Annotated in this window: 20 protein-coding genes; 7 read left to right on the forward strand and 13 right to left on the reverse strand. The window is 43.6% G+C overall.

Features of this window, described 5'->3' with window-relative positions:
- The first annotated feature begins 16 nt into the window (after positions 1–16).
- A complete protein-coding gene (locus ACU01J_RS14575) occupies positions 17–1,642 on the forward strand; it encodes a putative bifunctional diguanylate cyclase/phosphodiesterase (RefSeq protein ID WP_481086357.1) in 1,626 nt (541 codons plus the stop codon).
- 198 nt (positions 1,643–1,840) lie between these two features.
- Positions 1,841–2,227 carry a Cu(I)-responsive transcriptional regulator gene (gene cueR, locus ACU01J_RS14580; protein ID WP_481086358.1) on the forward strand — a complete coding sequence of 129 codons (387 nt, stop codon included), beginning with the start codon at positions 1,841–1,843 and terminating at the stop codon, positions 2,225–2,227.
- A 35-nt stretch (positions 2,228–2,262) separates the two neighbouring features.
- Here cueR and vctC read toward each other — a convergent pair whose 3' ends face one another.
- The 5 genes from vctC to ACU01J_RS14605 form a co-directional block, all read right to left on the reverse strand.
- Entirely contained in the window at positions 2,263–3,018 is a 756-nt protein-coding gene (vctC, locus tag ACU01J_RS14585; RefSeq protein ID WP_481086359.1) for an iron chelate ABC transporter ATP-binding protein VctC, read from the reverse strand.
- Between the two features lie 6 nt (positions 3,019–3,024).
- Positions 3,025–3,975, reverse strand: a complete 951-nt coding sequence (vctG, locus tag ACU01J_RS14590; protein ID WP_481086360.1) for an iron chelate uptake ABC transporter permease subunit VctG — start codon at positions 3,973–3,975, stop codon at positions 3,025–3,027.
- Positions 3,965–4,900, reverse strand: a complete 936-nt coding sequence (vctD, locus tag ACU01J_RS14595) for an iron chelate uptake ABC transporter permease subunit VctD (protein WP_481086361.1) — start codon at positions 4,898–4,900, stop codon at positions 3,965–3,967. The genes vctG and vctD overlap by 11 nt, the downstream gene beginning before the upstream one ends.
- Before the next feature lie 70 nt (positions 4,901–4,970).
- Positions 4,971–5,882, reverse strand: coding sequence for a siderophore ABC transporter substrate-binding protein (locus ACU01J_RS14600; RefSeq protein WP_481086362.1), 912 nt, complete (start codon positions 5,880–5,882; stop codon positions 4,971–4,973).
- A 162-nt stretch (positions 5,883–6,044) separates the two neighbouring features.
- The gene (locus ACU01J_RS14605; protein ID WP_481086363.1) at positions 6,045–6,479 is read right to left on the reverse strand and encodes an RNA-binding S4 domain-containing protein; all 435 of its coding nucleotides are present in this window, start codon (positions 6,477–6,479) and stop codon (positions 6,045–6,047) included.
- A gap of 110 nt (positions 6,480–6,589) precedes the next feature.
- On the opposite strand from ACU01J_RS14605, the gene ACU01J_RS14610 reads away from it, so the two are divergent.
- Together ACU01J_RS14610 and ACU01J_RS14615 are read left to right on the forward strand one after the other, a co-directional pair.
- A complete protein-coding gene (locus tag ACU01J_RS14610) occupies positions 6,590–7,384 on the forward strand; it encodes a substrate-binding periplasmic protein (protein WP_481086364.1) in 795 nt (264 codons plus the stop codon).
- Between the two features lie 148 nt (positions 7,385–7,532).
- Positions 7,533–8,165: a response regulator gene (locus tag ACU01J_RS14615; protein WP_481086365.1), complete on the forward strand. Its 633-nt coding sequence runs from the start codon at positions 7,533–7,535 to the stop codon at positions 8,163–8,165.
- On the opposite strand, the gene ACU01J_RS14620 is transcribed toward ACU01J_RS14615, so the two are convergent.
- Positions 8,146–9,036 (reverse strand): LysR family transcriptional regulator, encoded by an 891-nt coding sequence (locus tag ACU01J_RS14620; protein WP_481086366.1) that lies wholly within the window; start codon positions 9,034–9,036, stop codon positions 8,146–8,148. The two genes, ACU01J_RS14615 and ACU01J_RS14620, sit on opposite strands and share 20 nt — an antisense overlap.
- Before the next feature lie 323 nt (positions 9,037–9,359).
- Between ACU01J_RS14620 and ACU01J_RS14625 the strand changes: the two genes are divergently transcribed.
- Both ACU01J_RS14625 and ACU01J_RS14630 read left to right on the forward strand, forming a co-directional pair.
- Positions 9,360–11,129, forward strand: a complete 1,770-nt coding sequence (locus tag ACU01J_RS14625) for an EAL domain-containing protein (protein WP_481086367.1) — start codon at positions 9,360–9,362, stop codon at positions 11,127–11,129.
- 209 nt (positions 11,130–11,338) lie between these two features.
- On the forward strand, positions 11,339–12,631 hold the full coding sequence (locus ACU01J_RS14630) for an insulinase family protein (RefSeq protein WP_481086368.1): 1,293 nt from the start codon (positions 11,339–11,341) through the stop codon (positions 12,629–12,631).
- A gap of 52 nt (positions 12,632–12,683) precedes the next feature.
- On the opposite strand, the gene yejF is transcribed toward ACU01J_RS14630, so the two are convergent.
- The 7 genes from yejF to ACU01J_RS14665 all read right to left on the reverse strand — a co-directional run bounded on the left by yejF (position 12,684) and on the right by ACU01J_RS14665 (position 21,370).
- The gene (gene yejF / locus ACU01J_RS14635) at positions 12,684–14,276 is read right to left on the reverse strand and encodes a microcin C ABC transporter ATP-binding protein YejF (RefSeq protein ID WP_481086369.1); all 1,593 of its coding nucleotides are present in this window, start codon (positions 14,274–14,276) and stop codon (positions 12,684–12,686) included.
- A gap of 2 nt (positions 14,277–14,278) precedes the next feature.
- On the reverse strand, positions 14,279–15,316 hold the full coding sequence (locus ACU01J_RS14640) for an ABC transporter permease (protein ID WP_481086370.1): 1,038 nt from the start codon (positions 15,314–15,316) through the stop codon (positions 14,279–14,281).
- Positions 15,316–16,404: a microcin C ABC transporter permease YejB gene (locus ACU01J_RS14645; RefSeq protein WP_481086371.1), complete on the reverse strand. Its 1,089-nt coding sequence runs from the start codon at positions 16,402–16,404 to the stop codon at positions 15,316–15,318. The genes ACU01J_RS14640 and ACU01J_RS14645 overlap by 1 nt, the downstream gene beginning before the upstream one ends.
- Before the next feature lie 9 nt (positions 16,405–16,413).
- Positions 16,414–18,228 carry an extracellular solute-binding protein gene (locus ACU01J_RS14650; RefSeq protein ID WP_481086379.1) on the reverse strand — a complete coding sequence of 605 codons (1,815 nt, stop codon included), beginning with the start codon at positions 18,226–18,228 and terminating at the stop codon, positions 16,414–16,416.
- Between the two features lie 233 nt (positions 18,229–18,461).
- Entirely contained in the window at positions 18,462–18,980 is a 519-nt protein-coding gene (locus tag ACU01J_RS14655; protein WP_481086372.1) for an NUDIX hydrolase, read from the reverse strand.
- Positions 18,981–19,059: 79 nt separating this feature from the next.
- The gene (locus ACU01J_RS14660; protein WP_481086373.1) at positions 19,060–20,697 is read right to left on the reverse strand and encodes a methyl-accepting chemotaxis protein; all 1,638 of its coding nucleotides are present in this window, start codon (positions 20,695–20,697) and stop codon (positions 19,060–19,062) included.
- 199 nt (positions 20,698–20,896) lie between these two features.
- Entirely contained in the window at positions 20,897–21,370 is a 474-nt protein-coding gene (locus ACU01J_RS14665; RefSeq protein WP_481086374.1) for a GNAT family N-acetyltransferase, read from the reverse strand.
- A gap of 288 nt (positions 21,371–21,658) precedes the next feature.
- Here ACU01J_RS14665 and ACU01J_RS14670 point away from each other — a divergent pair, with 288 nt between their 5' ends.
- On the forward strand, positions 21,659–22,579 hold the full coding sequence (locus tag ACU01J_RS14670) for an IS5 family transposase (RefSeq protein ID WP_481085133.1): 921 nt from the start codon (positions 21,659–21,661) through the stop codon (positions 22,577–22,579).
- Positions 22,580–22,633: the final 54 nt, after the last annotated feature.

Here is a 22,633-nt window from a genome sequence, read left to right on the forward strand (position 1 = left end):
GTTACTGGATATTTATTTGTTTATACTCGCGGTCACGCTCATCATCATCGGCATTATTTTTCTTGTTTATGGGTTAGCTCAAGCAAAAAAAATATGCGCTCAGACCCAGCACACTGGGTGGAGGTTGTTGAGTCTGCTGATAGCCTGTTTCGTCGTCGGCTACTCTCTGGTTTTAGGTTCACTGCTGATCGATAAAACTGTCGACCCTATTTTATTTGGTCTATCGACGATTCTGTTTTCAGGCAGTATTTTTGTGTTTATGGTCACTAAGTTTAGCCTAAGTACTATTCAACAGTTGCGTATGCTCGCCCAAGAAGAAAAGCACAATGCTCTTCATGACCCACTCACTGCCCTGCCCAACCGTAAACACTGCATTGAAACGGTTAACTTCCTCGTTGCAGACAACATTCCTTTCCAACTAATGCTGCTCGATGTGGTCAATTTTAAACAAGTTAACGACGGTATGGGACATTTTTGCGGTGATCAACTGCTGGTTCAGATTGGGCATCGCTCAAGAGCGCACTTAAGTAAAGGCGACTTTATTGCCCGTATTGGTGGGGACGAGTTCGTAGTCGTCATGCCAAATCAATCATTGGATCATGCATTCGACATTGCGCATAAAATAAACCAATCACTCAAAAAGCCGTTTTCGATAGATGGATTTGAGTTAACCAGCAGCGTTATCATCGGTATCGGCTCATACCCAAAACATGGGACCAGCGTTGATCAGATTATTAATGCCGCAGATGTCGCGATGTATTGGGCCAAAACACATGGTAATGAGGTCGCACACTTCTCTTCACATATGAGCCAAGACGCGCGCCGAAAACTACAGATTTCTCGCCAAATTGATCAAGCGATCGAGAACAATAAATTTGATTTATTTTATCAACCGATTATCTGCTTGGAGCGCGATATTGTATGCAACTATGAGGCGTTAATGCGGTGGTTAGATGAAGATGGTAATCCAATCACACCGTCTGACTTCATTAACATTGCTGAGCAAAGCAATAAGATCACATCAATCACTGAGTGGATGCTAAATAAGGTAGCTAGTGATATTGAAAAGCTTATCAAGGCGGGTATTCACTGCCCAATACATGTCAATCTGTCTGCTAAAGATTTGATGACCAAGAACCTTGAAAATCAGTTGAGTCGCTTGGCTTTTTTAAACAAGCACTTTGTAAATATGGTCGTGTTAGAGATCACTGAAACAACGGCGATTAATCGCTTACGCAGCCCTGCACCTCTTTTAGAGAGATTAAAACAAATGGGATTTAAAATTAGCCTTGATGATTTTGGTACCGGTTTCTCTTCTCTTTCATTGCTTCGTGATCTTCCTGTCGACCAAATCAAAATCGATCAGTCCTTTGTGTCTCAGATGCAAAGAAATGAGAGAAACCGTTCAATTGTTGCGAACTCTATTTCTTTGGCTCATGGCCTTGGCTACACCGTGGTATCAGAAGGTGTCGAGCATGAAGAAGTCATCAACATCCTAAAAGAATATGGCTGTGATTACGTCCAAGGTTACTACTATAGCCCTGCTTTACCGTTAGAGCGAGCTATCAACTGGACTCTAAGCCGCGACGCTGCCCACTATGAAACCCTCACTCAAAATAAAGTTAAAAAAGCGGCTCCATAGATATTTAACACTTAAACGGGTGACACCAAACCGTTCACTTTTGCCCACCCTATTGCTGAATTATACAGCACCTCCACCTCATTCTAGGTAGGCTTTTAATTTTCAATCGCCTCTTAGTAATTAAATTGCTGCAAATCTCATTACAATAGTGGTAAAACACTCTAAACCCTATTTTGACTTGAGCTTGAGGATCGACACATGAACATCGGAGCTGTATCAAAGCTAACTGGACTATCGAGTAAGTCTATTCGCCTTTATGAAGACAAAGGCTTGATTACTCCGCCTAGCCGCAGTGATGCTGGGTATCGTGAATATTCAGAGCAACAAGTCCAAGAGCTTAACCTTATCTCTCGGGCAAAAAATGCAGGATTTTCACTGATCGAATGTAAAGAGTTTGTTCAGTTTGCTTCCAACCCAAACCGTAAAAGTAGCGAAGTAAAGGCAATAGCAAAAGAGAAGCTGGCTGAAGTAGAAGTGAAGATACAAGAGCTCAAAGAGATTGAGCGTCAGCTCAAAAACTGGCTCTCTGCTTGCCCAGGTGATTCTGGTAGCCAGTGTCCAATCATTGAAGATTTAACCAAGTGATCAAAAAAGGCCTTGATTTCAAGGCCTTAATTTCATTAGTAGTAAGTACACATCCGTTTGCCATCGACTTCGATGATGTTAAACGGCGTGTCATAGATACTTTCTAAAATGTCAGACTGAATCACTTCTTCCACTTTACCTTGCGCCACTACCTGCCCTTTCTTAAGCGCAATGATCTTATCTGAGTAACAGGCAGCAAAGTTAATATCGTGAATCACGACGACGACGGCTTTATTCATCTCATGGGCTAAACGGCCAACGTTGCGCATAATCTGCAACGAATGCTTAATATCTAAGTTGTTTAACGGCTCATCGAGAAATACATAGTCGGTATCTTGCGCCATCACCATCGCGATAAAAGAAAGCTGTCTTTGACCACCACTGAGTTCATCTAGGTATTTATGCTGAATCTCTACTAGGTCCAAGTACTCAATCGCTTTATTGATGATTTGGTTATCTTCATCATTGAGCTTGCCCTTTGAATAAGGGAAACGTCCAAAGGCGATCATTTCTCGAACAGTAAATCGCATGGTGATGTTGTTGGCTTGGCGCAGCACCGCAAGTCGCTTAGCGAGCTCTTTGGTATCCCAATCACTCAGCTCTTTACAATCGATGTAAACTTCACCTTTGTCTTTACTGACTAGGCGACTCGCCATAGATAGCAGAGTACTTTTCCCTGCACCATTTGGGCCGATGATTGAGGTCACTTTGCCTTTTTTAAACTCAGCGCTCACGCTATCGACCACTTTAGATTGACCAAACGCTTTGGTCAGGCTTTTTAATGAAATCATAGAAACCTAGACAATTTTGTTGCGCAGCAACATGGTTAAGAAGTAAATACCGCCGACAAAGTTAATCACGACACTGATGGTGGTTGAGAATCCAAATAGATTTTCGACAATCCACTGACCACTTAATAGTGAAGCGACTGACAATAAAGATACGCCGATCAATAAAACCTTATGCTGAAACGACTTAAACAGCTCTCTTGCAAGGTTGGTCACTAACAAGCCAAAGAACATAATTGGCCCAATTAAGGCCGTCGAGACAGCGATAAGTGCCGCGCTCAATATCAGTACTTGCAGCGTCACTTTCTTCACGTCGACGCCCAAACTGGTTGCGTTATCTTTATCTAACCAAAATACATCAAGTGTACGGTGCAAGCGGAACAACAGAAGGCTGATACCCAGCAGCAGTGGCGCGCAAAGATAAACGAGCTCGACCTTGACGTTGTTAAAGCTGGCGAACATATTCGCTTGTACTGCAGCGAAATCATTAGGATCGAGCAGCATAGTGAAGAATGATGAGATACTTGAGAACAGCTGCCCGAGGATAACCCCGAGAAGCAGCAATACCATCAAGTTCTGTCGCTCACCTCTGAAATAGAAGCTAAATAGCAACACAGAGAACCCTAGCATCGCTGCCACAGACAAGCCAAAGTTGAGGTACGCGTTTAACGCCATGGCGCTCATGCCACCAAACAAAACAACTACCAGCACTTGAGTGAACATGTAGAGCGAGTCAAAACCCATAATGCTCGGCGTCAAAATGCGGTTGTGCGTGATGGTTTGAAACACTAGCGCAGACTGGCCGATGGCGATGCCTGCGATCACCATTGCCAACACTTTAGGAACGCGGCGTGACAAAAAGTATTGGTAGTTGTCCGCATTGAGGCCAATGCCTATGAACAGAAAGCAAAAGACGATTGCCGTTGCTGCCAGCAAAACGAGTTTGGTTCTATCTTGCATCTTTCTGCCCTTTCAAGATGAAGAAGATAAACACAGAGCCACCCAAGATGCTGATGATGGTCGAAATTGGAATCTCATATGGGAAGATAATTAAGCGACCAGCTAAGTCACAGCACAGTACAATCAATGCGCCAAGAATCGCCGTAAGCGGAATATTGCGTCTTAAATTGTCGCCGAAGAAGTGACTGACAAGGTTCGGCACAATTAGACCAAGAAATGGCAACATACCAACAATCATCACCACAGAAGCGGACATCACCGAAACCAGCAATACACCAATGATCAGTACCTGTTGGTAGTTCAAGCCAAGGTTAGTCGCAAAATCTTTACCAAGGCCAACCGCGGAGATACGAGCAGCGTATAGGTAGCTGAATATCGCAAATGGAATCGCGATATAAAGTAATTCATAGTCGCCTTGAAGAAGGTTGGCGAAGTTAGCCACTGTCCAGCTAGAAAGGTTTTGCAACGCATCGTATTTGTAAGCAATAAAGGTGGCGAGTGAGTCAACTACGTTACCGAAGATGATGCCGACTAAGGGGACAAAGATGGCGTTCTTAAATTGAATTCGGTTGATGAACTGGACAAACAATAGTGTTCCAGCCATTGCCACAGCAAAAACTAGCCAAAGCTGTTCGCTGCCAAACAGTACTAAGCTGATGATATAACCGAGCATGGCACATTCGATCGTGCCGGATGTAGATGGAGACGCAAATCTATTCTGACTGATTTGCTGCATGATCAGCCCAGCAATACTTAGGCCTGCACCGGCCAATAGTACGGCAAATAGACGCGGAATACGACTGGTAAATAGTAGGTGCCAGCTAGCAGAATCGCCTGCCAAAAGGGATGTTAGATTGAGCTGCCCGACACCAACAAACAATGACGCTAAACTCAATATAACCAGCGTCAGAAGTAACTTTTTCACTCTTTGCCTCTCAGCACAAAAGCCTCAAGTAATAACTTGAGGCTTTATTCTTATTTTTTTGTAATAGGTATTAGTTTATTGACGATGCTGACTTAACATCTGAGATCATCTGTTCAGTGGCACGCATACCAGCAATTGATAAGTACCAAGCATTAATGTCTAAATAAGCCATTTTCTTGTTTTGGTAAGCATCTGTCGCTTTCACTAGATCGTTCTCAAAATCACTTTTTACGGTGCTTGGCTTGCCTTTATTGATAAGGACATCTTTATCGATGATCAGCAGTGTGTCTGGGTTTTTCTCACGAATAAATTCGTACGAGACTAGATCGCCGTGACGGCTTTCTTTAATGCCTGCGACGGCTTCTTTAAAGCCAAAGTCTTTGTAAATCGCTGAGAAACGCGATTGCGTGCCAAACGTGGTAATGTTGCCGCCTGCACTCATAACGGTAAGTGCGTCTGTGTTGTTGTGCTGATTCGACGCACTGATTGCTTTAAACTGGCTATCAAGTTGCTCGATTTTCTTCTCTACAAAGTCTTGCTTTTCAAACACTTCACCTAGGTTACGCCATTGTTCTTGCGTGCTTGCCCAGTAACCCTTCTTAGCGTCTGATGCGTAGACGATCGTTGGAGCGATTTCTGAAAGCTCTTTGAACTGAGACGCAGCGCGTGTACCAATGATGATTAAATCTGGTTTTTGCGTGTAGATAGTTTCGAAATCCGGTTCGTGCAGGCTGCCCGCCGAAATGAAGTTGTAATCACGGTATTCCGATAGGTAATCAGGGAACATACTTACGGTAGAAATCGCTACAGGTTCAATACCAAATGCTTTCACGGTATCAAGTGCACCGAGGCCAATAACCACAACACGTTCAGGGTTTGATTCTACTTTCGTTGTGCCCTGCGCATGCTCAATTTCGACCATTTTTGCTTGAGTGCCAAACGCTAGTAACCCCGTCACTAGCACTGCTGTAGACATTTTCATTGTTAGACTCCATAATTACAAATGCAATGCATTATCATTTAGATTTGTAACTATGTCATCTTCCCTTTACGTTTTTTACATTCATCACTCTAACGTAAGGCAAACCTTAAACTGCAGGCACAAAAAAGGGGCTCAAAGCCCCTTAATAACAATCATGATCTGTTAGAAGAAATCTATCGAGCCACGTCCATTGCTGTTCTTTGACTTGCTCGCGGACTTGTCTTGTTGAACATTTTTCTTCTGTTTAGAGGTGTTAGCTGATGGTGATTTCGGCTTCTTGGCAGTTTTTTTCTCAGCTTTCTTTTCTTGCTTTACGGGCTTCGCTTCAGGCTCAGTCACTGGCGCATCACAGATCACAACGTAATATTCTTGGTTAAACTCGAAAAAATCTCCGTCATACATTTTGCGGCGCTTTCTTGATTCTAGCTCACCATTTACAGCAACAAAGCCTTCAGAAATAAGGTGTTTAGCTTCACCGCCGCCACCGACTAAGTTAGCAATTTTAAACACTTTATAGAGTTCGATCGGATGTGAAGACACCTCGATACCGATCGCTTCAATCTCTATTTCTTCGCCTTGTTCATACTCGTGGCTCATACCTTACCTTAGGTCGATTTACTCACAAAAAAAGAGAGTCTAATCTCAATACTTCTATAAATAAACTAAAGTTACCAATAAGTATAAAATACTTGTAAGGACTATTTACTTTGAGATGGTTACTTTTCATTAGTCTAGTTTACAGTGCTGAAAGCGCAGCTTACCACCCGCCAACAAAGGTGGTGGTTTATGGTGACAGTGGGTACCCTCCATACAGTTATTTAAGCGATAACCAACCTGCTGGTATTTATGTCGACATCCTACAAACTGTCTTTGAAACCATGCCTAGCTACCAAGTGCAAATTCAACTCCTTCCATGGAAGCGTGGCCTAAAAATGCTTGAAGTCGGCGAAGGTTTTGCGCTTTTCCCTCCCTATTATTATCCAGAACAAAGGCTTTATATATCCCCATATTCAGAAGCAATCCTTAAAGAAGAAGTATCCGTATTTTGCTCTAAAAAAACAGCAAGTAGCCGTGAACTCTCCGTTTGGCCAAAGAGCTACTTCGGATTAACCATTGGCATCAATGAGTCGTTTTCTTTAGGAGGCGGAGAGTTCTGGCAGGCTGTTAAAAAAGGTCAAATAAAGATCAAAGAAGCCCAAGGCAACCGGGAGAACATTCTTAACTTGCACAATGACAAAGTCGATTGCTATATCAACGACCGTATATCGATCTTGTGGGAAATAAAGCAGCTGATTCAAGAAGGCTCTTTACCTAAAGACTGGATGGTAATAGAGAGTGCATCAGTCTCGAGTGAGCACGGCTACCTTGGCTTTACCAACGTCACCCCAGAACGCTACCCATATAAAGATGATTTCATTGACGACTTCAACACAAGTCTTAAAAAGCTAAAGCAAGATGGAACCTTAGAAGCGATCCTTCATCGCTATAACCTTAGTAACTAAGCCCTGACATAGTTGACTTGTTGCTGACTGATTTTCCAATTTGGAAAATTTGCCTTTCCCCCTTTTCCGTCAGTTATGCCTTACATTGCACCCCGCTTAACGAATAGATCAATAGTTCAAATCAAATTAGTCAGTGGAGAAAATGTATATGCATATTTCTAAAGTCTTAGTTATCGACAGCCAACCAATCATGCGTGAAGCAATTGGCCAAATAGTTCATGATTTATCAGTCAGTACCCAAGTCTATCAAGCATCATCTTCATCATTTGGTTTGCAGATTATTAATAACCACCCTATTGAGCTTGTCATTCTCGATGTTGACCTTCAAGGCTCAGACGGTTTTGAATTTGTTCGACGCTCACGAGCACACGGCTACCGTGGCAAGATCCTATTTATTTCTGCCAATCAACATCCAATGTTTTCCAACACGGCTAAAAAAATTGGCGCGAACGGCTACATCACTAAAGCCGAAAACATATCCATGTTGAAAGAAGCGATTGTTAGCGTAACTCGTGGTTTCAACGTATTTAAAAACGATGAAGGCAGTACGCAACGTCGACATACTAAGTTGTCGAAACGTGAGACGATCGTATTCAACTACCTGTTAAAAGGTCATACCAATAAGCAGATCTCAGAAATACTGACTCTAAGCTCTAAAACTATCAGTACTTATAAGTCACGTATCTTAGATAAGTACAAAGTGGACTCTATTGTGGAATTAATTCGACTTCAACAGCATGTCGATGTTGATATGACTGAACTTAAAAGAGATGCCGCTTAATCATATCAACAATCATGTTGTGCATCGGGCTATCATAGTTAACTAGTTTATAGTTAGCGACAACAGACGGCGGATGCTCCAATTGCAGCTCTTCAGGTAACACTGTGGCTTGGCACTGAGTAGAAGATGTTATCTGACGAGCTGCCGGGAGCAGTGTTGCACATTCAATTTCCTCGAGCACGTCAAAAAGACAGGTAATATTGTCTACCGTAGCAATGTTATTCACTTCTAGACCATTGGATTGTAAGGCTCTTAGGCCAACTTGCACTTTATCGCGCCAACCTTTCATTTCCATAAAGACATACGGCATAGAGAGCTTTTCTTCTAATGAGCGCTCTGCGTATTTCTTAGAACAAACAATCGCACCCTTGTACTTACCAAGGTGGTTTTGATAAATGGTTTTGGTCAGCTCTTCATTGAAGTATTGAACACCTAAATCGATATTGTCATCCAAAATCTCATTGATCGAAGTATCGGACCAAGTCGTAATTGATATTTTCGCTTTTGGAAAGGTGCTCAGTAACTCAAGGAGTAGTTCTTTACCTATTAAGTCTTGAGCAAGACTAGGTAAAGCGATAGAAATCGTCTTTTCGTAACTGGCAGGATCAAACTCTTCATGTTGCACAGCCTCACCAATAAGGTTGAGACCCGCCGATATTTTCGGCAACAGATTGATGGTGTAATCGGTCGGTTCAAACTCAAATGCGCCCCTTACAAAAAGCGGGTCACCAAGTTGCTCCCGTAGTTTAGCAAGGTGCTTGCTCACCGCACTTTCTGTTTTACCTAACTCTTTTGCTACTGGCTTTAGTTGGCGATGCTTATCAAGCAGCGGTAATACCTTAAGCAGATTAAGGTCAAGCTGAGATTTCATTCTCACTCCATAAAGATATTGTTGAGTTTAGGTGGATAAAAATACGACAAACTAGCGAGTAAACAACGCCTTAGCATGGCTCATTTTAAGCAACAAATTTACCATTTATTCAATTCGAGTCAAACAAGCAGAGTTCATTTTCGATACGGTCATTTAATTAAAATTTCAACTTTTTCGCTCAACCAGTGAGCTCCAGTTAATACTTTTTAATCATAAAACCAAGATTAGTATCAATTTGATAGGAATTCATAAATATTTAATGTATTACTCTAACTATAGATTTGTAACATCACTTTCTTGTTTAAATAGGTAAACGCTCGTCAATGTCGCAACCCATCAAAAGCATTCAGCCTCGACCAAAGATAACACTTGTCTCTGAATTGAGTGTCGATCGCACCGATGAAGAGGTCGAGCTGCCTATCGGGTTGACTGGCGCTCAGCTTGACGATCTTATGGATAACCAATTTTGTCACATGGTTGATGTGATGAATGATGGTATTTTCTATATGGCAGATACCGAACATGTTTGTTTATACAACCCCTCTTTCTACTCTAAGTTCGGCATCAAATCAGGACACACCTGCTTACAAGATTGGCTCGATTTAGTTCATCCACTTGACCGAGACTCCTTACGCGACGAGGTCGGTGATCATATTCGAGACAACGAATCGAAAGTCACAACCCAATATCGTATCCGCTCTAAGAATGGGCAGTACGTTTGGCTTGAAGGCACGGCGATAACCAAAACGGTCAATGGCAAACGGTTTATGATTGGCTGCCATAAAGACATCTCCGATCGCAAGCTGATGGAAACCTATGTGCAGCAAGCCTCTCTTCGCGATGGAGCTTCTGGGTTATCAAACGAACAAAAGCTAATGATGGACTTAGATGACCTATCGGCAAATGAAAGCTACCACTTGATGTATGTTCAGCTCGATAACGTTCGATCGTACCAAGTTGTCTATGGTTCACAAATAGTACGCAATATGCTTTCCCATCTAGCTAACACCTTGAATCGCTTTCCGGATAAGTTCGTTGATTTGTATCGAATTCAGTCCCATGACTTCGCTATCCTTCTCTACGGGCAGTATGACGAGGCTGAGTTAAAAGAGCTCGCTCTGCGTATACATACTGCATATCAAGAGTCGAACAAGGCCATTGATCTGTTATTCGCGACTGACATCAGTGTCGGCATCTACCCTAATATTTCTCGCCACGAGAACCCAGGAGAAGTCGTTAAAATTGCCGCGCAAACCAGTCAGTTTGCCAATAAACAAAAAGACTGTTTCATTCGTGTTTATACTGGCTCGACAAAAGCTAAAGTGGATCGATACTTCTTCATTGAACAAGAACTGGCGAATGCGCTTAATAACGGCAAACTTTCTGTTAAATTCCAGCCTATCATTTGCTCTCAATCTCAACGCATTGCGAGCTTTGAAAGTCTCGTTCGATGGAAAAGTGACGAACTCGGAGAGCTTTATCCGGATGAATTTATCTCTGTCGCAGAAAAGAATGGCTTAATCAGTGAGCTGGGCTATTTTGTTTTTAATAAAGCTTGTCAGTTTATTAAGCAGTATCAATTAACGCATACTGGTGATGTGCGTGTGAACGTTAATGTGTCTGTTCTCCAGTTGCTAAGCCAACAGTTCCCCCAAGAATTAATGCGCCTAGCTGAGCAACATGGCATTAAGAGCTCCTCTATCGTTCTGGAGCTTACCGAAACAATCAGTCTAGATGATAACAAGAGCGCTATTACTCAATTAAACGCCCTCAAAGACTTAGGGTTTCAACTTTCTCTTGATGACTTTGGGGCCGGTTATAGCTCACTGAACAGTTTCTTCGATCTCCCTCTTTCACAGATTAAAATCGACAAGTCCATCGCTTGGCGTTCACTTGAAAATCCAGTGACATTCGAGTACCTGTCATTTATTACTAATTTATGTAATTCGTACGGCATTGACATCGTCATTGAAGGTATTGAAGATGCCGCCATGCAGCGTGTCTTTACTGATATGGGCGCTTCTTATCTACAAGGCTATTGGTTTTCAAAACCCCTTTCTCTTGCTAGTGCTAGCCACTACACCAAAGTCTAGCCATTCAAATCTCAAACTTAAGACACATTCAGCAAGTTTATATTTCCATTTGACTAATTAACTAAAGTTGTAGAGAATTCGCACAAATTTATAAAAGCATGTTCATGCTTCACGCATTGCGTATGCTGTATCAAGGATAGAGACTAAAGCCTAAAATCAATAACTTAGGCTTTGAACAAGGAGAAATTAACCTTGCTCCGGAGAAGAAAGTGTCTATTCAATACCGCCAAATCCTAAGTACTCTGTTCGCCTGCACTGCCCTTGCGTCACCGACTGTACTTGCCGCTAGCAATACATCACTTTGGTACCCAAGTACTGACATTAACATGCCTAAATCGACCACAGTTGACCGTTTGGACAATGGCTTAAGATACGTTGTTCTCCCTACAACTCGCAGCTCAGATGAAGTATCAATCCGTGTGCGTGTTAATGCGGGTGTTGCACAAGAAAACAACCAATTCCCAACGGCACGTATTGTCGCTTTAGATACGATTCAAAACACTGACTGGCACGTCTCGACTGACTATCAGCAAACTGTGTTTGATATTGATTTCGCGTCGGCGACAAACAGTGACATCGAAAAAGCACTAGAAGCGCTTTATGCAGGTTTAATCCAAGAAGTTAAACAACCAAACGCAGAGCAGTTGTTAGAGTCAGCACAAGGTTCACTCAAGGACATTAATGACTTGATTAGTCAACGTCACCTAGATACCTTAACTCACGCACTAGCGCCACTAGACGAGCAGTCACTAAACCAAACGCCATTAGAGTCAGTGAAAGAGTTTAAGCAGACTTACTTTACACCAGACCAAGTCTCCATCGTTGTAGTTGGTGGTATTAAGAAAAAGTCAGCTATCAAGGCGATTGAACGTCAGTTTTCATTCTGGCGCACAACCGCTCAAGCGGAATCTGTACGCTCTACTCCTCAACTTGAACTTATCAGCCAAGAAGAAGAAACAAGCCCAATTGCTATTAGCTCTTTAAGTACATTTAACGACGAAGAAGACAGTAAACTTCATCGTAAAGAGCTTCTAATGACAACGCTCGCGAACAAAATGCTAGAACAGCGCATCCAAGACGCGCTAAACAAACAACATCTACAAGCTCAAGTAGACGTCGACAACCAGGTTCTATTTGATCATCGTCTACTTTCACAGGTACGCGTGGCAAGCCTTGAAGAAACAGACAAAACTGAAGTGAAAAAAGTGGTTAAGTCAGAGATTAAACGCGCGCTCGCGTCAGGCTTTACCCAGACAGAATACGAAATGGTTGTTAGCCAAGTTCGCAAACAACTTGAACGCCAAACTCGATTGAACGATCCAGATAACTACACCCGTAATCAAGCAGACCGTGTAGTTGCAGCCATTGATAGCGGCAGCGTTTATACTGCCCCATCATACGACTTAGACTTACTCAACTTCCACGTCGCTCACCTAAATGAGTTCGACATTAGCAAAGAGTTCGAGCACATTTGGTCAAGCACGACTAGCGTGATTATGTAATACAAAAAAAGCTGCCCATCTCCGGCAGCTTTTTTTTCAGCTCTGCAACTCGCTAGACCATCGACAAATCGACTAGCTGACGCGTATAGGAGTGCTGAGGCTGGGTGAAGAGCTGTAGCGTATCGCCCTGCTCTACAATCTCACCTTGTTTCATCACAATCGTGTAGTGGCACAAGGATTTGACCACACTAAGATCGTGACTAATAAACAGATACGTGAGCTTGTACTTTTCTTGTAATGACTTCAGCAAGTCTAGTACTTGGGCTTGTACAGTTCTGTCCAATGAGGATGTTGGCTCATCTAATAGAATAAACTCAGGCTTTAAGATCAGCGCACGCGCAATCGCGATCCTTTGTCTTTGACCACCAGAAAACTCGTTGGGATAACGATGGCGTGTTTCTGGGTCCAAATCGACTTCCGCCATCACCTCACATATACGCTGATCAATTTCGTCATCATCAATTTCCTGATGAACTTTAAGACCTTCGCCGATCACTTGTGCAACTGACATACGTGGATTTAACGCAGAAAACGGGTCTTGGAAAACAACCTGCATCTTGCTTCGATAAGGCAACATCGCTTTTCTGTCTAAGCCTTGCAGCTCAACGCCCTGATAAGAGACAGAGCCTTCAGATTTGAGCAATTTGAGTATCGCCATTCCGGTTGTTGACTTACCAGAGCCACTTTCGCCCACAAGCCCTATTGAATGCCCTTCTTTGAGGGTAAAGGCCATATCCGTTACCGCTTTTACGTGAGAGACCACACGTTTGAAGATCCCCCCAGTAATAGGAAACCAGACACGAAGCTGATTCACTTCTAACAGTGGGCGGGCATTTTGACTAACAGGTACAGGCAAACCTTTCGGGTCTGAGTTAATGAGCTGCTGAGTGTAAGGGTGAGTTGGAGAGGTAAACACATCATGACAAGCCCCAGTTTCAACTAAACGGCCATGCTGCATCACCGCTACGGTATCAGCGATGCGTCTAACGATACTCAGATCATGAGTGATAAATAACATCGCCATGCCCAGCTCTTGCTGTAGCTCTTTGAGCAGATCCAATATTTGAGCCTGCACCGATACATCTAATGCTGTGGTTGGCTCATCAGCAATAAGCAGTTCAGGTTCATTGATTAACGCCATAGCAATCATGACACGCTGTCGCTCACCCCCCGATAATTCATGTGGATAAGCATTCACCTTCTGCTCTGGGTAACGTATCCCAACTTTTGCTAGCCACTCCACGGCAAGCTGTTCTGCGGCTCTTTGCCTCATACCTCTATGAATTGCTAACGTTTCGACAAGTTGCTTGCCAATTTTATGCAGTGGATTTAATGACACCATCGGCTCTTGGAATATCATGCCGATTCGTCCGCCGCGAATGCCTCTTAGCTTGCGCTCTGAGCAGCTCAGCATATCGACCCCATCAAAATCTATCGAACCTGATAGGTAGTGCGATGAGCCCTTAGGCAAGAGTTTTAAAATGGAGTTGGCCGTTACCGACTTACCTGAGCCACTTTCTCCAACTAACGCGAGCGTTTCACCTTTCTTGATCGATAAGGACACGTCGTGCGTCACTGCCTCAACGTCATTTTTACGGCCAAATCCAACCGAAAGCCCATTGATTGATAATACTGTTTCAGCCATGTTTATCGTCCTTGGTGATGAGGGTCAAACGCGTCACGTACCGCTTCACCGACAAACACCAGCAATGTCAGCATGACAGATAAAACAAAAAACGCAGAAAAACCAAGCCACGGTGCTTGTAGGTTTGACTTACCTTGAGCGAGGAGCTCGCCTAATGACGGAGACCCTGCTGGCAGACCGAAGCCAAGGAAATCGAGAGAAGTCAGCGTCGTCACCGAGCCCGAAAGGATAAATGGCATCATGGTCAATGACGCAACCATCGCATTTGGCAACATATGGCGCAGCATAATACGCTTATCAGACACACCCATCGCTTGTGCAGCGCGAACATAATCAAAGTTTCGACAGCGCAAAAACTCTGCGCGGACAATCCCAACTAAGCTCATCCAACTGAAGGCCACCATAATGCCAAGCAACCACCAGAAGTTCGGTTCAACAAAGCTCGACAAGATAATCAACAGAAACAGTGTCGGCATACCCGACCAGACTTCAATAAAGCGTTGACCAAAGAGATCTAACCAACCACCGTAGTAACCCTGCGTCGCGCCTACGGCAACGCCAATCACACTTGAAACTATGGTCAGAACAAAGCCGAACAGCACTGAGATCCTAAAGCCATAGATGATCCTAGCGAGGACATCCCGCCCTTTGTCATCAGTCCCGAGCCAGTTAACGCTGTCCGGGGCAGACGGCACAGACCCGCTGATATTGAAATTGATGGTGTCATAGCTAAAACGGATAAGCGGCCAAACTATGTAACCTTGTTCTTCGATAAGCTCAATAACATAAGGGTCGGTATAGTCCGCCTCGGTTTCAAACTCACCACCAAACTCGGTTTCCGCATATTGATTGATGATTGGGTAAAACCATTGGCTGTCGTATTCCACCAATAGCGGCTTATCATTGGCGATGATTTCTGCAAACAAACTCAATACAAACAGAGTTGAGAAAATCCACAATGACCAGAATCCTCGTCGATTGGCTTTAAACCTTAGCCATCTAGCTTCATTTAATGGATTTGGTGTTTTTTTCTTCCGCATCAACGCGCCTCAAAATCAATTCTAGGGTCGACCCATGTATAAGTAAGGTCAGAGATAATGCTTAGAATCAGTCCCAATAAAGTCATGATATACAAAGAGCTAAACACCACTGGATAGTCACGCTGAATCGTCGACTCAAAACCAAGCAAGCCAATACCCTCCAGAGAGAACATCACTTCAATCAGCATAGAACCGGTAAAGAAGATACTGATAAATGCGGCAGGAAAACCCGCAATAATAATTAGCATTGCGTTACGAAATACGTGCTTGTAGAGGATATCGCGCTCATCAAGCCCTTTCGCTCTTGCGGTCACGACATATTGCTTATTAATTTCATCCAGAAACGAATTTTTTGTCAGCATACTTAGCGTTGCAAAACCACCAATCACCATCGCAAAGATAGGCAGTGCTAAGTGCCAAAAGTAATCAATGATTTGTTGGTACCAAGTGAGCTGTTCGAAGTTACTTGATACCAAGCCACGTAAAGGGAACCAGCTAAAGTAGTTACCGCTAGCGAAAAGAATGATCAGGATAATAGCGAATAAAAAGCCAGGAATGGCGTAGCCAACAATGACGACAGCACTCGACCAAATATCAAATCGACTGCCATGATGAATGGCCTTTAATATCCCCAGTGGAATAGAAATCAAATAGATGATTAAAGTACTCCACAGCCCTAAAGAGATAGATACTGGTAGCCGCTCTACAATCAGGTCTATTACGTTGCCGCCTTTAAACAGGCTTTCACCAAAATTAAAGGTGGCGTAGTTTTTCAGCATGTCGAAGTAACGCTCATGCATTGGTTTATCAAAACCAAACTGCTTTTTGATCGCTTCGACCACTTCTGGATCTAAGCCTCGTGAGCCTTTATAACCAGATGCATCGGCTTCATCGCCAGTGCTTAAGTTGACCTCACTCCCGCCACCAGCAAAGCGCTCCATAATGCCTGATGTATGACCTTCAAGTTGGGCAATTGCCTGTTCGACTGGTCCACCGGGCGCAATTTGAATGATGAAGAAGTTGATAGTGATGATCGCCCACAATGTAGGGATCACCAGTAACAAACGTCGGAATATATAAGCAGCCATGTACCCTCTTTAACGACGTTTTTCAGGAAGCGCTTGGGCTTTCTCTTTTGAAACCCACCAAGTATCTAGGCCAAGATCATACTTAGGCAAGATGTCTGGTCGTTCAAACTTATCCCACATAGCAACACGATACTCACCAACGTGCCACTGAGGAATAATATAGAAATTCCACTGAAGAACTCGGTCTAAGGCACGTCCTAATGTCAGTAACGCTTCTGGGTCTTGTTGCTTTTTGGAGATTTCCATCGTTAGGAAATCGACAACAGGGTCAGTTACGCCTGCGGTGTTATAAGTAGAGTCTAAGTAGTTCGAGTTCCAAGCAATCATCAGGTTTGGACTTGGGTATGGATTCGCACTATAGGCCGACGACACCATATCAAAATCTCGGTCTCTTAAACGCTTGATGTATTGAGTGGTATCCACCGTACGGATTTTCATATCAATCCCCATACGGCTAAGGTTCTTCTGTACTGGAATCGCAATTCGCTCAGTGGTTGGACTGTAGATCAGCAGTTCAAACGCCAGTGGTTCGCCTGTCTCAACATTCGTCATCACTTTGTTTTTAAGCTCCCAACCTGCCTCTTTGAGTAACTTAAACGCTGTGCGCATTTGTGAACGAATTCGGCCAGAGCCATCCGTCACAGGTGGCTGATATTCTTCTGAATATAGACGAGGTGGTAGCTGTTCTTTAAATGGAGCCAGCACTTTTTGCTCTGCTGCTGACGGTGTGCCTTTCGCCTCGTAATCCGTATTTTGGAAGTAACTACGAGTACGACTATATTGGCCATAGAACATGTTCTTGTTCATCCACTCAAAGTCCATCGCATAGGTCAACGCTTCACGAACCTTCGGGTCGCTAAACATAGCTCGCTTGGTATTAAATACAAAGGCTTGAGTATTTTCTGGCTTCTGGTGAGGTATCTCAGATTTAGAGATATACCCTTTGTCGAAATTCACACCGGTATAGGAGTTGGCCCAAAACTTAGCTGAGTTTTCTAAGCGAAAGTCAAACTCACCCGCTTTGAAGGCTTCGAGCATCACAGTGTCATCACGATAGTAATCGTACTGAACCTGTTTGAAGTTATTGCGACCTACGTTGACGGGTAGATCCGCTGCCCAATAATCTTCAACTAATGAGTAAGTGACACTCTGGCCAGGTTTATAGTCGGTGATCTTGTACGCGGAGCTGCCAACTGGCGGGCTTGAAAGTGGTTCTGATAAGCTCTTATCTTGCCAAAAGTGTTTAGGTAATACGCGTGTCCCCTGGGCAAAACTGAACATTTTTTCGCGATTTGGCGTCACCATATCAATACGAACTGTTAGATCATCTTTTGCAGTGACTGATTTGATGTCTTGATAATAAACGCGGTATTGAGGAACCCCTTCAGACATGAACTTTTCAAACGTAAACGCGACGTCATGAGCGGTAATAGGTTTTCCATCGTGGAAACGAGCTTTAGGGTTGATATCAAGTTCAAGCCAAGAAAAGTCATCTGAGTAGCGCACACGCTCTGCGATCATTGGGTAGTATGCGTCAATTTCATCGCTCGGAGAGAACATTAAGGTGTCGTAGAGTTCACCTGTTGCAGCCGCCGCAACACCACGTGACGCAAATCGATTGAAGTTATCGTAAGTACCGACTCGGCCATAAGTGACCTTGCCATACTTCGGCGCATCAGGGTTAACATAGTCAAAGTGGGAGAATCCTTCGGCGTATTTAGCTTCCCCAAATCCAACCAACGTTGTTGTCTCAACCACAGCGGCATAACAACCAAACGTCGCCGTTGAAGCAACTAGCCCACTTAAAGCAATCTGTCGCCACATTCTCATACCCTAATCCCTCAGTCGTTTCCGTACAATCGCATAATATAAGATAATTAATATATTAATAATTCAATTACTTGGGAAAGTATAGAAGCCCTTAGCGGTTTCTGTGAAGCAAATTAGCCCATGCTTATGCACACGACGATGATTTAGCCAGATTGCCACCGTTGAGCAGCTCAGCTATTGTGTTCGGCTGATTAAATAAAAGAAGCCAGCGAATTTGCTGGCTTCTTTTAAATCATTTCTTTCGCAATCAAGTGCAATAGATAGGTCTCACGCTCAATGCTCATACCTTTCTTTTCACTCTTAGCGATGGTCTGCTCATTGTGCGCAATAGCGTCATGAATGTTCATCCAAACTGCTTTCATGCCGTTTTTAATTTCATAATCTTCATAGTTAGTTTCACCTAACTCACGATCAATTTTGCATGTGTAGCAGTAAGAGATCATGTGCATCACGTCCGCATCATCTTTGTACCATGGGCGGAACTCTTCGAAGACCCCAAATGGTTTAATACCATGAATATTCTGGGCTCCGGTTTCCTCTTCCAACTCACGCACCATACCCGCAATCATGTCTTCACCATCGTCTAGACCGCCACCAGGAATGGTGTAGTCATGGTAGCGCTCAGTGTAGAGCAGCAAGATATCTTCACCATCAACGACAATCGCGCGCGCGGCATTGCGCTTGAAGATAACCTTATCATCTAGGTGTTGAAGGTCTGGGTGTACAGCAGTTTTTAGGTGTCTCATGAAGCAATCTATTGGAAAATTTGTGCGATTCTAACACTAGCCGAGTCACGGTTTCCAATTAGATTGCCTCTTGACTTGCTTAAGCCAACTTGAACTTGCGAATCATGTTGACCAGATTATCAGACACAGACCTCAGCTCTCGCCCAGAGCTGGCCATTTGTGACGACTCACCTGACACAGATGTAGCCATATCACTTAAGCTCACCACATTTCTATTGATGTCATTCACCGTCACAGTTTGCTGCTCAGCAGCAGTCGCAATATGCTGAGCCATCTCTTGAATGGTGCGCACTTCTTGGTCGATTTGCTTGAGAGTTTCTCCAGCTTGGTTAGATAACTCTGCCGCTTGGTAAGCTTTACTAGCTCCTTGATTCATCACCACCACCACATTTTCGGCGCCAACTTGAAGTCGTTCAACAATGCTTTGGATTTCTAATGTCGACTCTTGAGTGCGTTGCGACAATGTACGTACTTCATCAGCGACCACCGCAAACCCTCTGCCTTGCTCACCGGCTCTTGCCGCTTCGATTGCCGCATTTAAAGCCAGTAAGTTGGTTTGCTCTGCGACACCACGAATCACTTCTAACACGGTATCGACGTTTCGAGCATCGTTAGCAAGCTGTTGAACCGCTTCACTCGCTGCCCCGATTTGCTCAGATAATCGGTTCGCCTCGTCGACATTTTTTTGGATGATATTGCGGCTATTTTGTGTCTCTTTCGCCGCGAGACAACTCGCATCGTTCGCTTCTGTCGTTCTTCCCGCCACTTCTTCCACGGTTGCGAGCATTTCTGTCATAGCCGTCGCAAGCATATCTACATCCGCTTGCTGCTGATTCAAACTATCATCGATGTGATGCACCGAGTTGGAGAGTTGCACTGCAGACGAAGAAACCTGAGCGCCCGCATCGTTAATATTAAGCATAATAGACTGGATGGATGCGATAAACCGATTGAAATTACGCGATAAAACAATGAGTTCTTTGCTGCCCTCTTCTGGCAACCTTTGTGTCAAGTCCCCCTCTCCATGGGCAAGCACTTTCATGGCTCTAAGAGTTCGTTTAAGTGGTGACGTAATCGTCTTAATAAAGAACCCGACCACAATCGACAAGATCAATAGAATAACAACGGCATAACTGAGTGAGCTAACCTCTGAACGCTGAGTTACAGACTGTAGCGCATCCATATTCATACCTGACCCGACCATCCACCCCCAAGGTTCAAACATCGCTGCATAACTGGTTTTAGGCTCTAGCGTTTCTTTACCGGGGTATCGCCAGTAGTAATCAACAAAGCCACCACCACTTTGCGCTGTCTGATAGAGTTTCTGTACAAAATACTGACCACTACTGTCTTGTAAGTTCATTATATTGGTGCCAAGCAGAGCAACAACACCCGTCGAAAGCTGGATTCCCTCTCTGTCACCGACAAATATATAGTTATCGCCATCAAAACGCATCGCCGTAATGGTCTCTAATGCTCTGGCTTGAGCAACAGCCTCCGACAATGCACCATTTTTGCTCTGCTGGTGATAGAATTTAACAACTCCTAATGCACTTTCAACCATGGTTTTTACGCCACGTTCATAATTCTCGCGCATGTGCTGGCGAGATGCATCGATATTCAGAAAAGTATTTGTAAGTAGACTGATCGCAAACAGTCCCAGAATTGACCATGCCCTCACAGCAATAGAGGCTTCTTTAAGTTTCGTTACCAACATAGTTATTTACCCTAACCAAAATTATAATGAATTCCCGACCCTTAAAGCCTTATTAATTTAATGGTTAGAAAGGGTCGATTTAAATTTTTATTAATTTCAACGTAGCAGTAATTTTTATGCTTTGTGTAACAATGACATGAAATTAGTAATACTTAAGCGGTATTAATAAAACAGTCACCTCAAGTAATTGATATTTGCCTTATGTATGCAACTTCATCAACATAATATGCTGTGGTCCCGCCTCTCCACCTAAATAACACTCACCGGTGTCGCAGAAACCATTTTTCACGTAACACTGGTAGGCAGCTACATTCTTGCAATTAACGGTAAGGTAAATGGAATGATAGCTTGGATAGTACAGGGCAAGATAGTCTTGCAATTGACTCATCACTTCCCCGCCATAGCCTTTACCTTGTTGGTGCTGATCAATCAGAAATGCTCGAAAACCCAGACTGCCACCTTGTGCAAATTCATACGCCTGTGAATAGAGTCTATCAATGAGAAACATGCCGATTACCCGATCATCGTTAAGTACAATATGTGGATGCGTATTTTCGTCGGCATTAATTAACACTTGATCGACAGTACCCACGTACGGCAACTGCTTTTCTTCAACCGATAATTTAATTACATCTTCAAGTAATTCCGTTCTCAATGGAATGAGTTTCACCATGTCAACGATTCAACCATATGAAATTTGTCAATCAATATAGTTCAAAGGCTTACCTAATTCCAAGTCTAAAAATAGCCCTTGATAATTCATGGTTTATTTTTGCCGGAATTAAGTATTCAATAAAGGGATTACTCTCCCCGCTATCTTAGAGAGGTTTTTATGATAGATGTCGCGGTATTCAGTTCTAAATCTTACGATGAAGTTTCTTTGGCTTTGTTGCGTAATTCGATGGAACTAAATCAGGAAGTTACGATCTGATCGGCTACATCAGTTAATCATCGTAGCCTTATGCCGAAACCTCGTTACAAAACAACTAACTGGAAACAGTACAACAAAGCCCTAATCAACCGTGGTTCACTCACTTTCTGGATTGATGAGGAAGCCATACGCGAGTGGAAGCAAAGCAAACAGAGTAAGCGCGGCAGGCCTCGTCGATTCAGCGACCTAGCCATTACTACCGCACTGATGGTAAAACGCGTTTTCTCTATGCCATTGAGAGCGCTGCAAGGTTTTCTAGACTCAGTATTTAAGCTGGCTAACATACCGCTTGTTTGTCCGCATTACACCTGTATAAGCCGTCGAGCCCAGCAGGTTGAGGTTTCATTTAAAACTAAAACCAGAGGTGCGATACAGCATCTGGCCATTGATGCCACTGGTCTCAAGGTTTATGGCGAAGGTGAATGGAAGGTCAAGAAGCACGGTACTGACGGGAAGCGTAGAGTCTGGAGAAAGCTGCATTTAGCAGTCGACACCAGTACTCACGAGATAGTAGCAGCAGAACTGAGTTTATCTAATGTCACTGATTCAGAAGTCCTTCCTAATTTGCTCAAGCAAACACGTCGACAAATCATCGAGATATCTGGAGATGGTGCTTACGACACAAGGAACTGCCATGATGCCATACGGATTAAGCGAGCTATTCCGCTTATCCCACCAAGAGAAGGGGCAGCCTTCTGGGAACAAGGACATCCTCGCAATTTAGCAGTGGGTTGCCAAAAGCTCTACGGCTCCAACAAGAAGTGGAAAAAGCGGTATGGTTATCACAAACGTTCACTATCAGAAACAGCCATGTATCGAGTGAAGCAGTTGCTAGGTGGGAGGTTAAGCCTGCGAAACTACAATGCTCAGGTTGGCGAAACCTACGCCATGATTAAAGCGCTGAACAAGCTTACAGGGCTTGGTATGCCTGAAACTCAGTTTGTTGTTTAAGAATTGCACAATTTCGGGCGGTTTGTTTTTCTGTCCGAATTACGCAACAAAGCC

It is taken from the genome of Vibrio sp. 2433-A1 (assembly GCF_056726085.1).

Bases quoted from the DNA above. Each gene is read 5' to 3' on its own strand.
- cueR (WP_481086358.1), top strand. From the start codon at position 1,841: ATGAACATCGGAGCTGTATCAAAGCTAACTGGACTATCGAGTAAGTCT.
- vctC (WP_481086359.1), bottom strand. From the start codon at position 3,018: ATGATTTCATTAAAAAGCCTGACCAAAGCGTTTGGTCAATCTAAAGTG.
- vctG (WP_481086360.1), bottom strand. From the start codon at position 3,975: ATGCAAGATAGAACCAAACTCGTTTTGCTGGCAGCAACGGCAATCGTC.
- ACU01J_RS14600 (WP_481086362.1), bottom strand. From the start codon at position 5,882: ATGAAAATGTCTACAGCAGTGCTAGTGACGGGGTTACTAGCGTTTGGC.
- ACU01J_RS14605 (WP_481086363.1), bottom strand. From the start codon at position 6,479: ATGAGCCACGAGTATGAACAAGGCGAAGAAATAGAGATTGAAGCGATC.
- ACU01J_RS14615 (WP_481086365.1), top strand. From the start codon at position 7,533: ATGCATATTTCTAAAGTCTTAGTTATCGACAGCCAACCAATCATGCGT.
- ACU01J_RS14620 (WP_481086366.1), bottom strand. From the start codon at position 9,036: ATGAAATCTCAGCTTGACCTTAATCTGCTTAAGGTATTACCGCTGCTT.
- ACU01J_RS14625 (WP_481086367.1), top strand. From the start codon at position 9,360: ATGTCGCAACCCATCAAAAGCATTCAGCCTCGACCAAAGATAACACTT.
- yejF (WP_481086369.1), bottom strand. From the start codon at position 14,276: ATGGCTGAAACAGTATTATCAATCAATGGGCTTTCGGTTGGATTTGGC.
- ACU01J_RS14640 (WP_481086370.1), bottom strand. From the start codon at position 15,316: ATGCGGAAGAAAAAAACACCAAATCCATTAAATGAAGCTAGATGGCTA.
- ACU01J_RS14645 (WP_481086371.1), bottom strand. From the start codon at position 16,404: ATGGCTGCTTATATATTCCGACGTTTGTTACTGGTGATCCCTACATTG.
- ACU01J_RS14650 (WP_481086379.1), bottom strand. From the start codon at position 18,228: ATGTGGCGACAGATTGCTTTAAGTGGGCTAGTTGCTTCAACGGCGACG.
- ACU01J_RS14655 (WP_481086372.1), bottom strand. From the start codon at position 18,980: ATGAGACACCTAAAAACTGCTGTACACCCAGACCTTCAACACCTAGAT.
- ACU01J_RS14660 (WP_481086373.1), bottom strand. From the start codon at position 20,697: ATGTTGGTAACGAAACTTAAAGAAGCCTCTATTGCTGTGAGGGCATGG.
- ACU01J_RS14665 (WP_481086374.1), bottom strand. From the start codon at position 21,370: ATGGTGAAACTCATTCCATTGAGAACGGAATTACTTGAAGATGTAATT.
- ACU01J_RS14670 (WP_481085133.1), top strand. From the start codon at position 21,659: ATGCCGAAACCTCGTTACAAAACAACTAACTGGAAACAGTACAACAAA.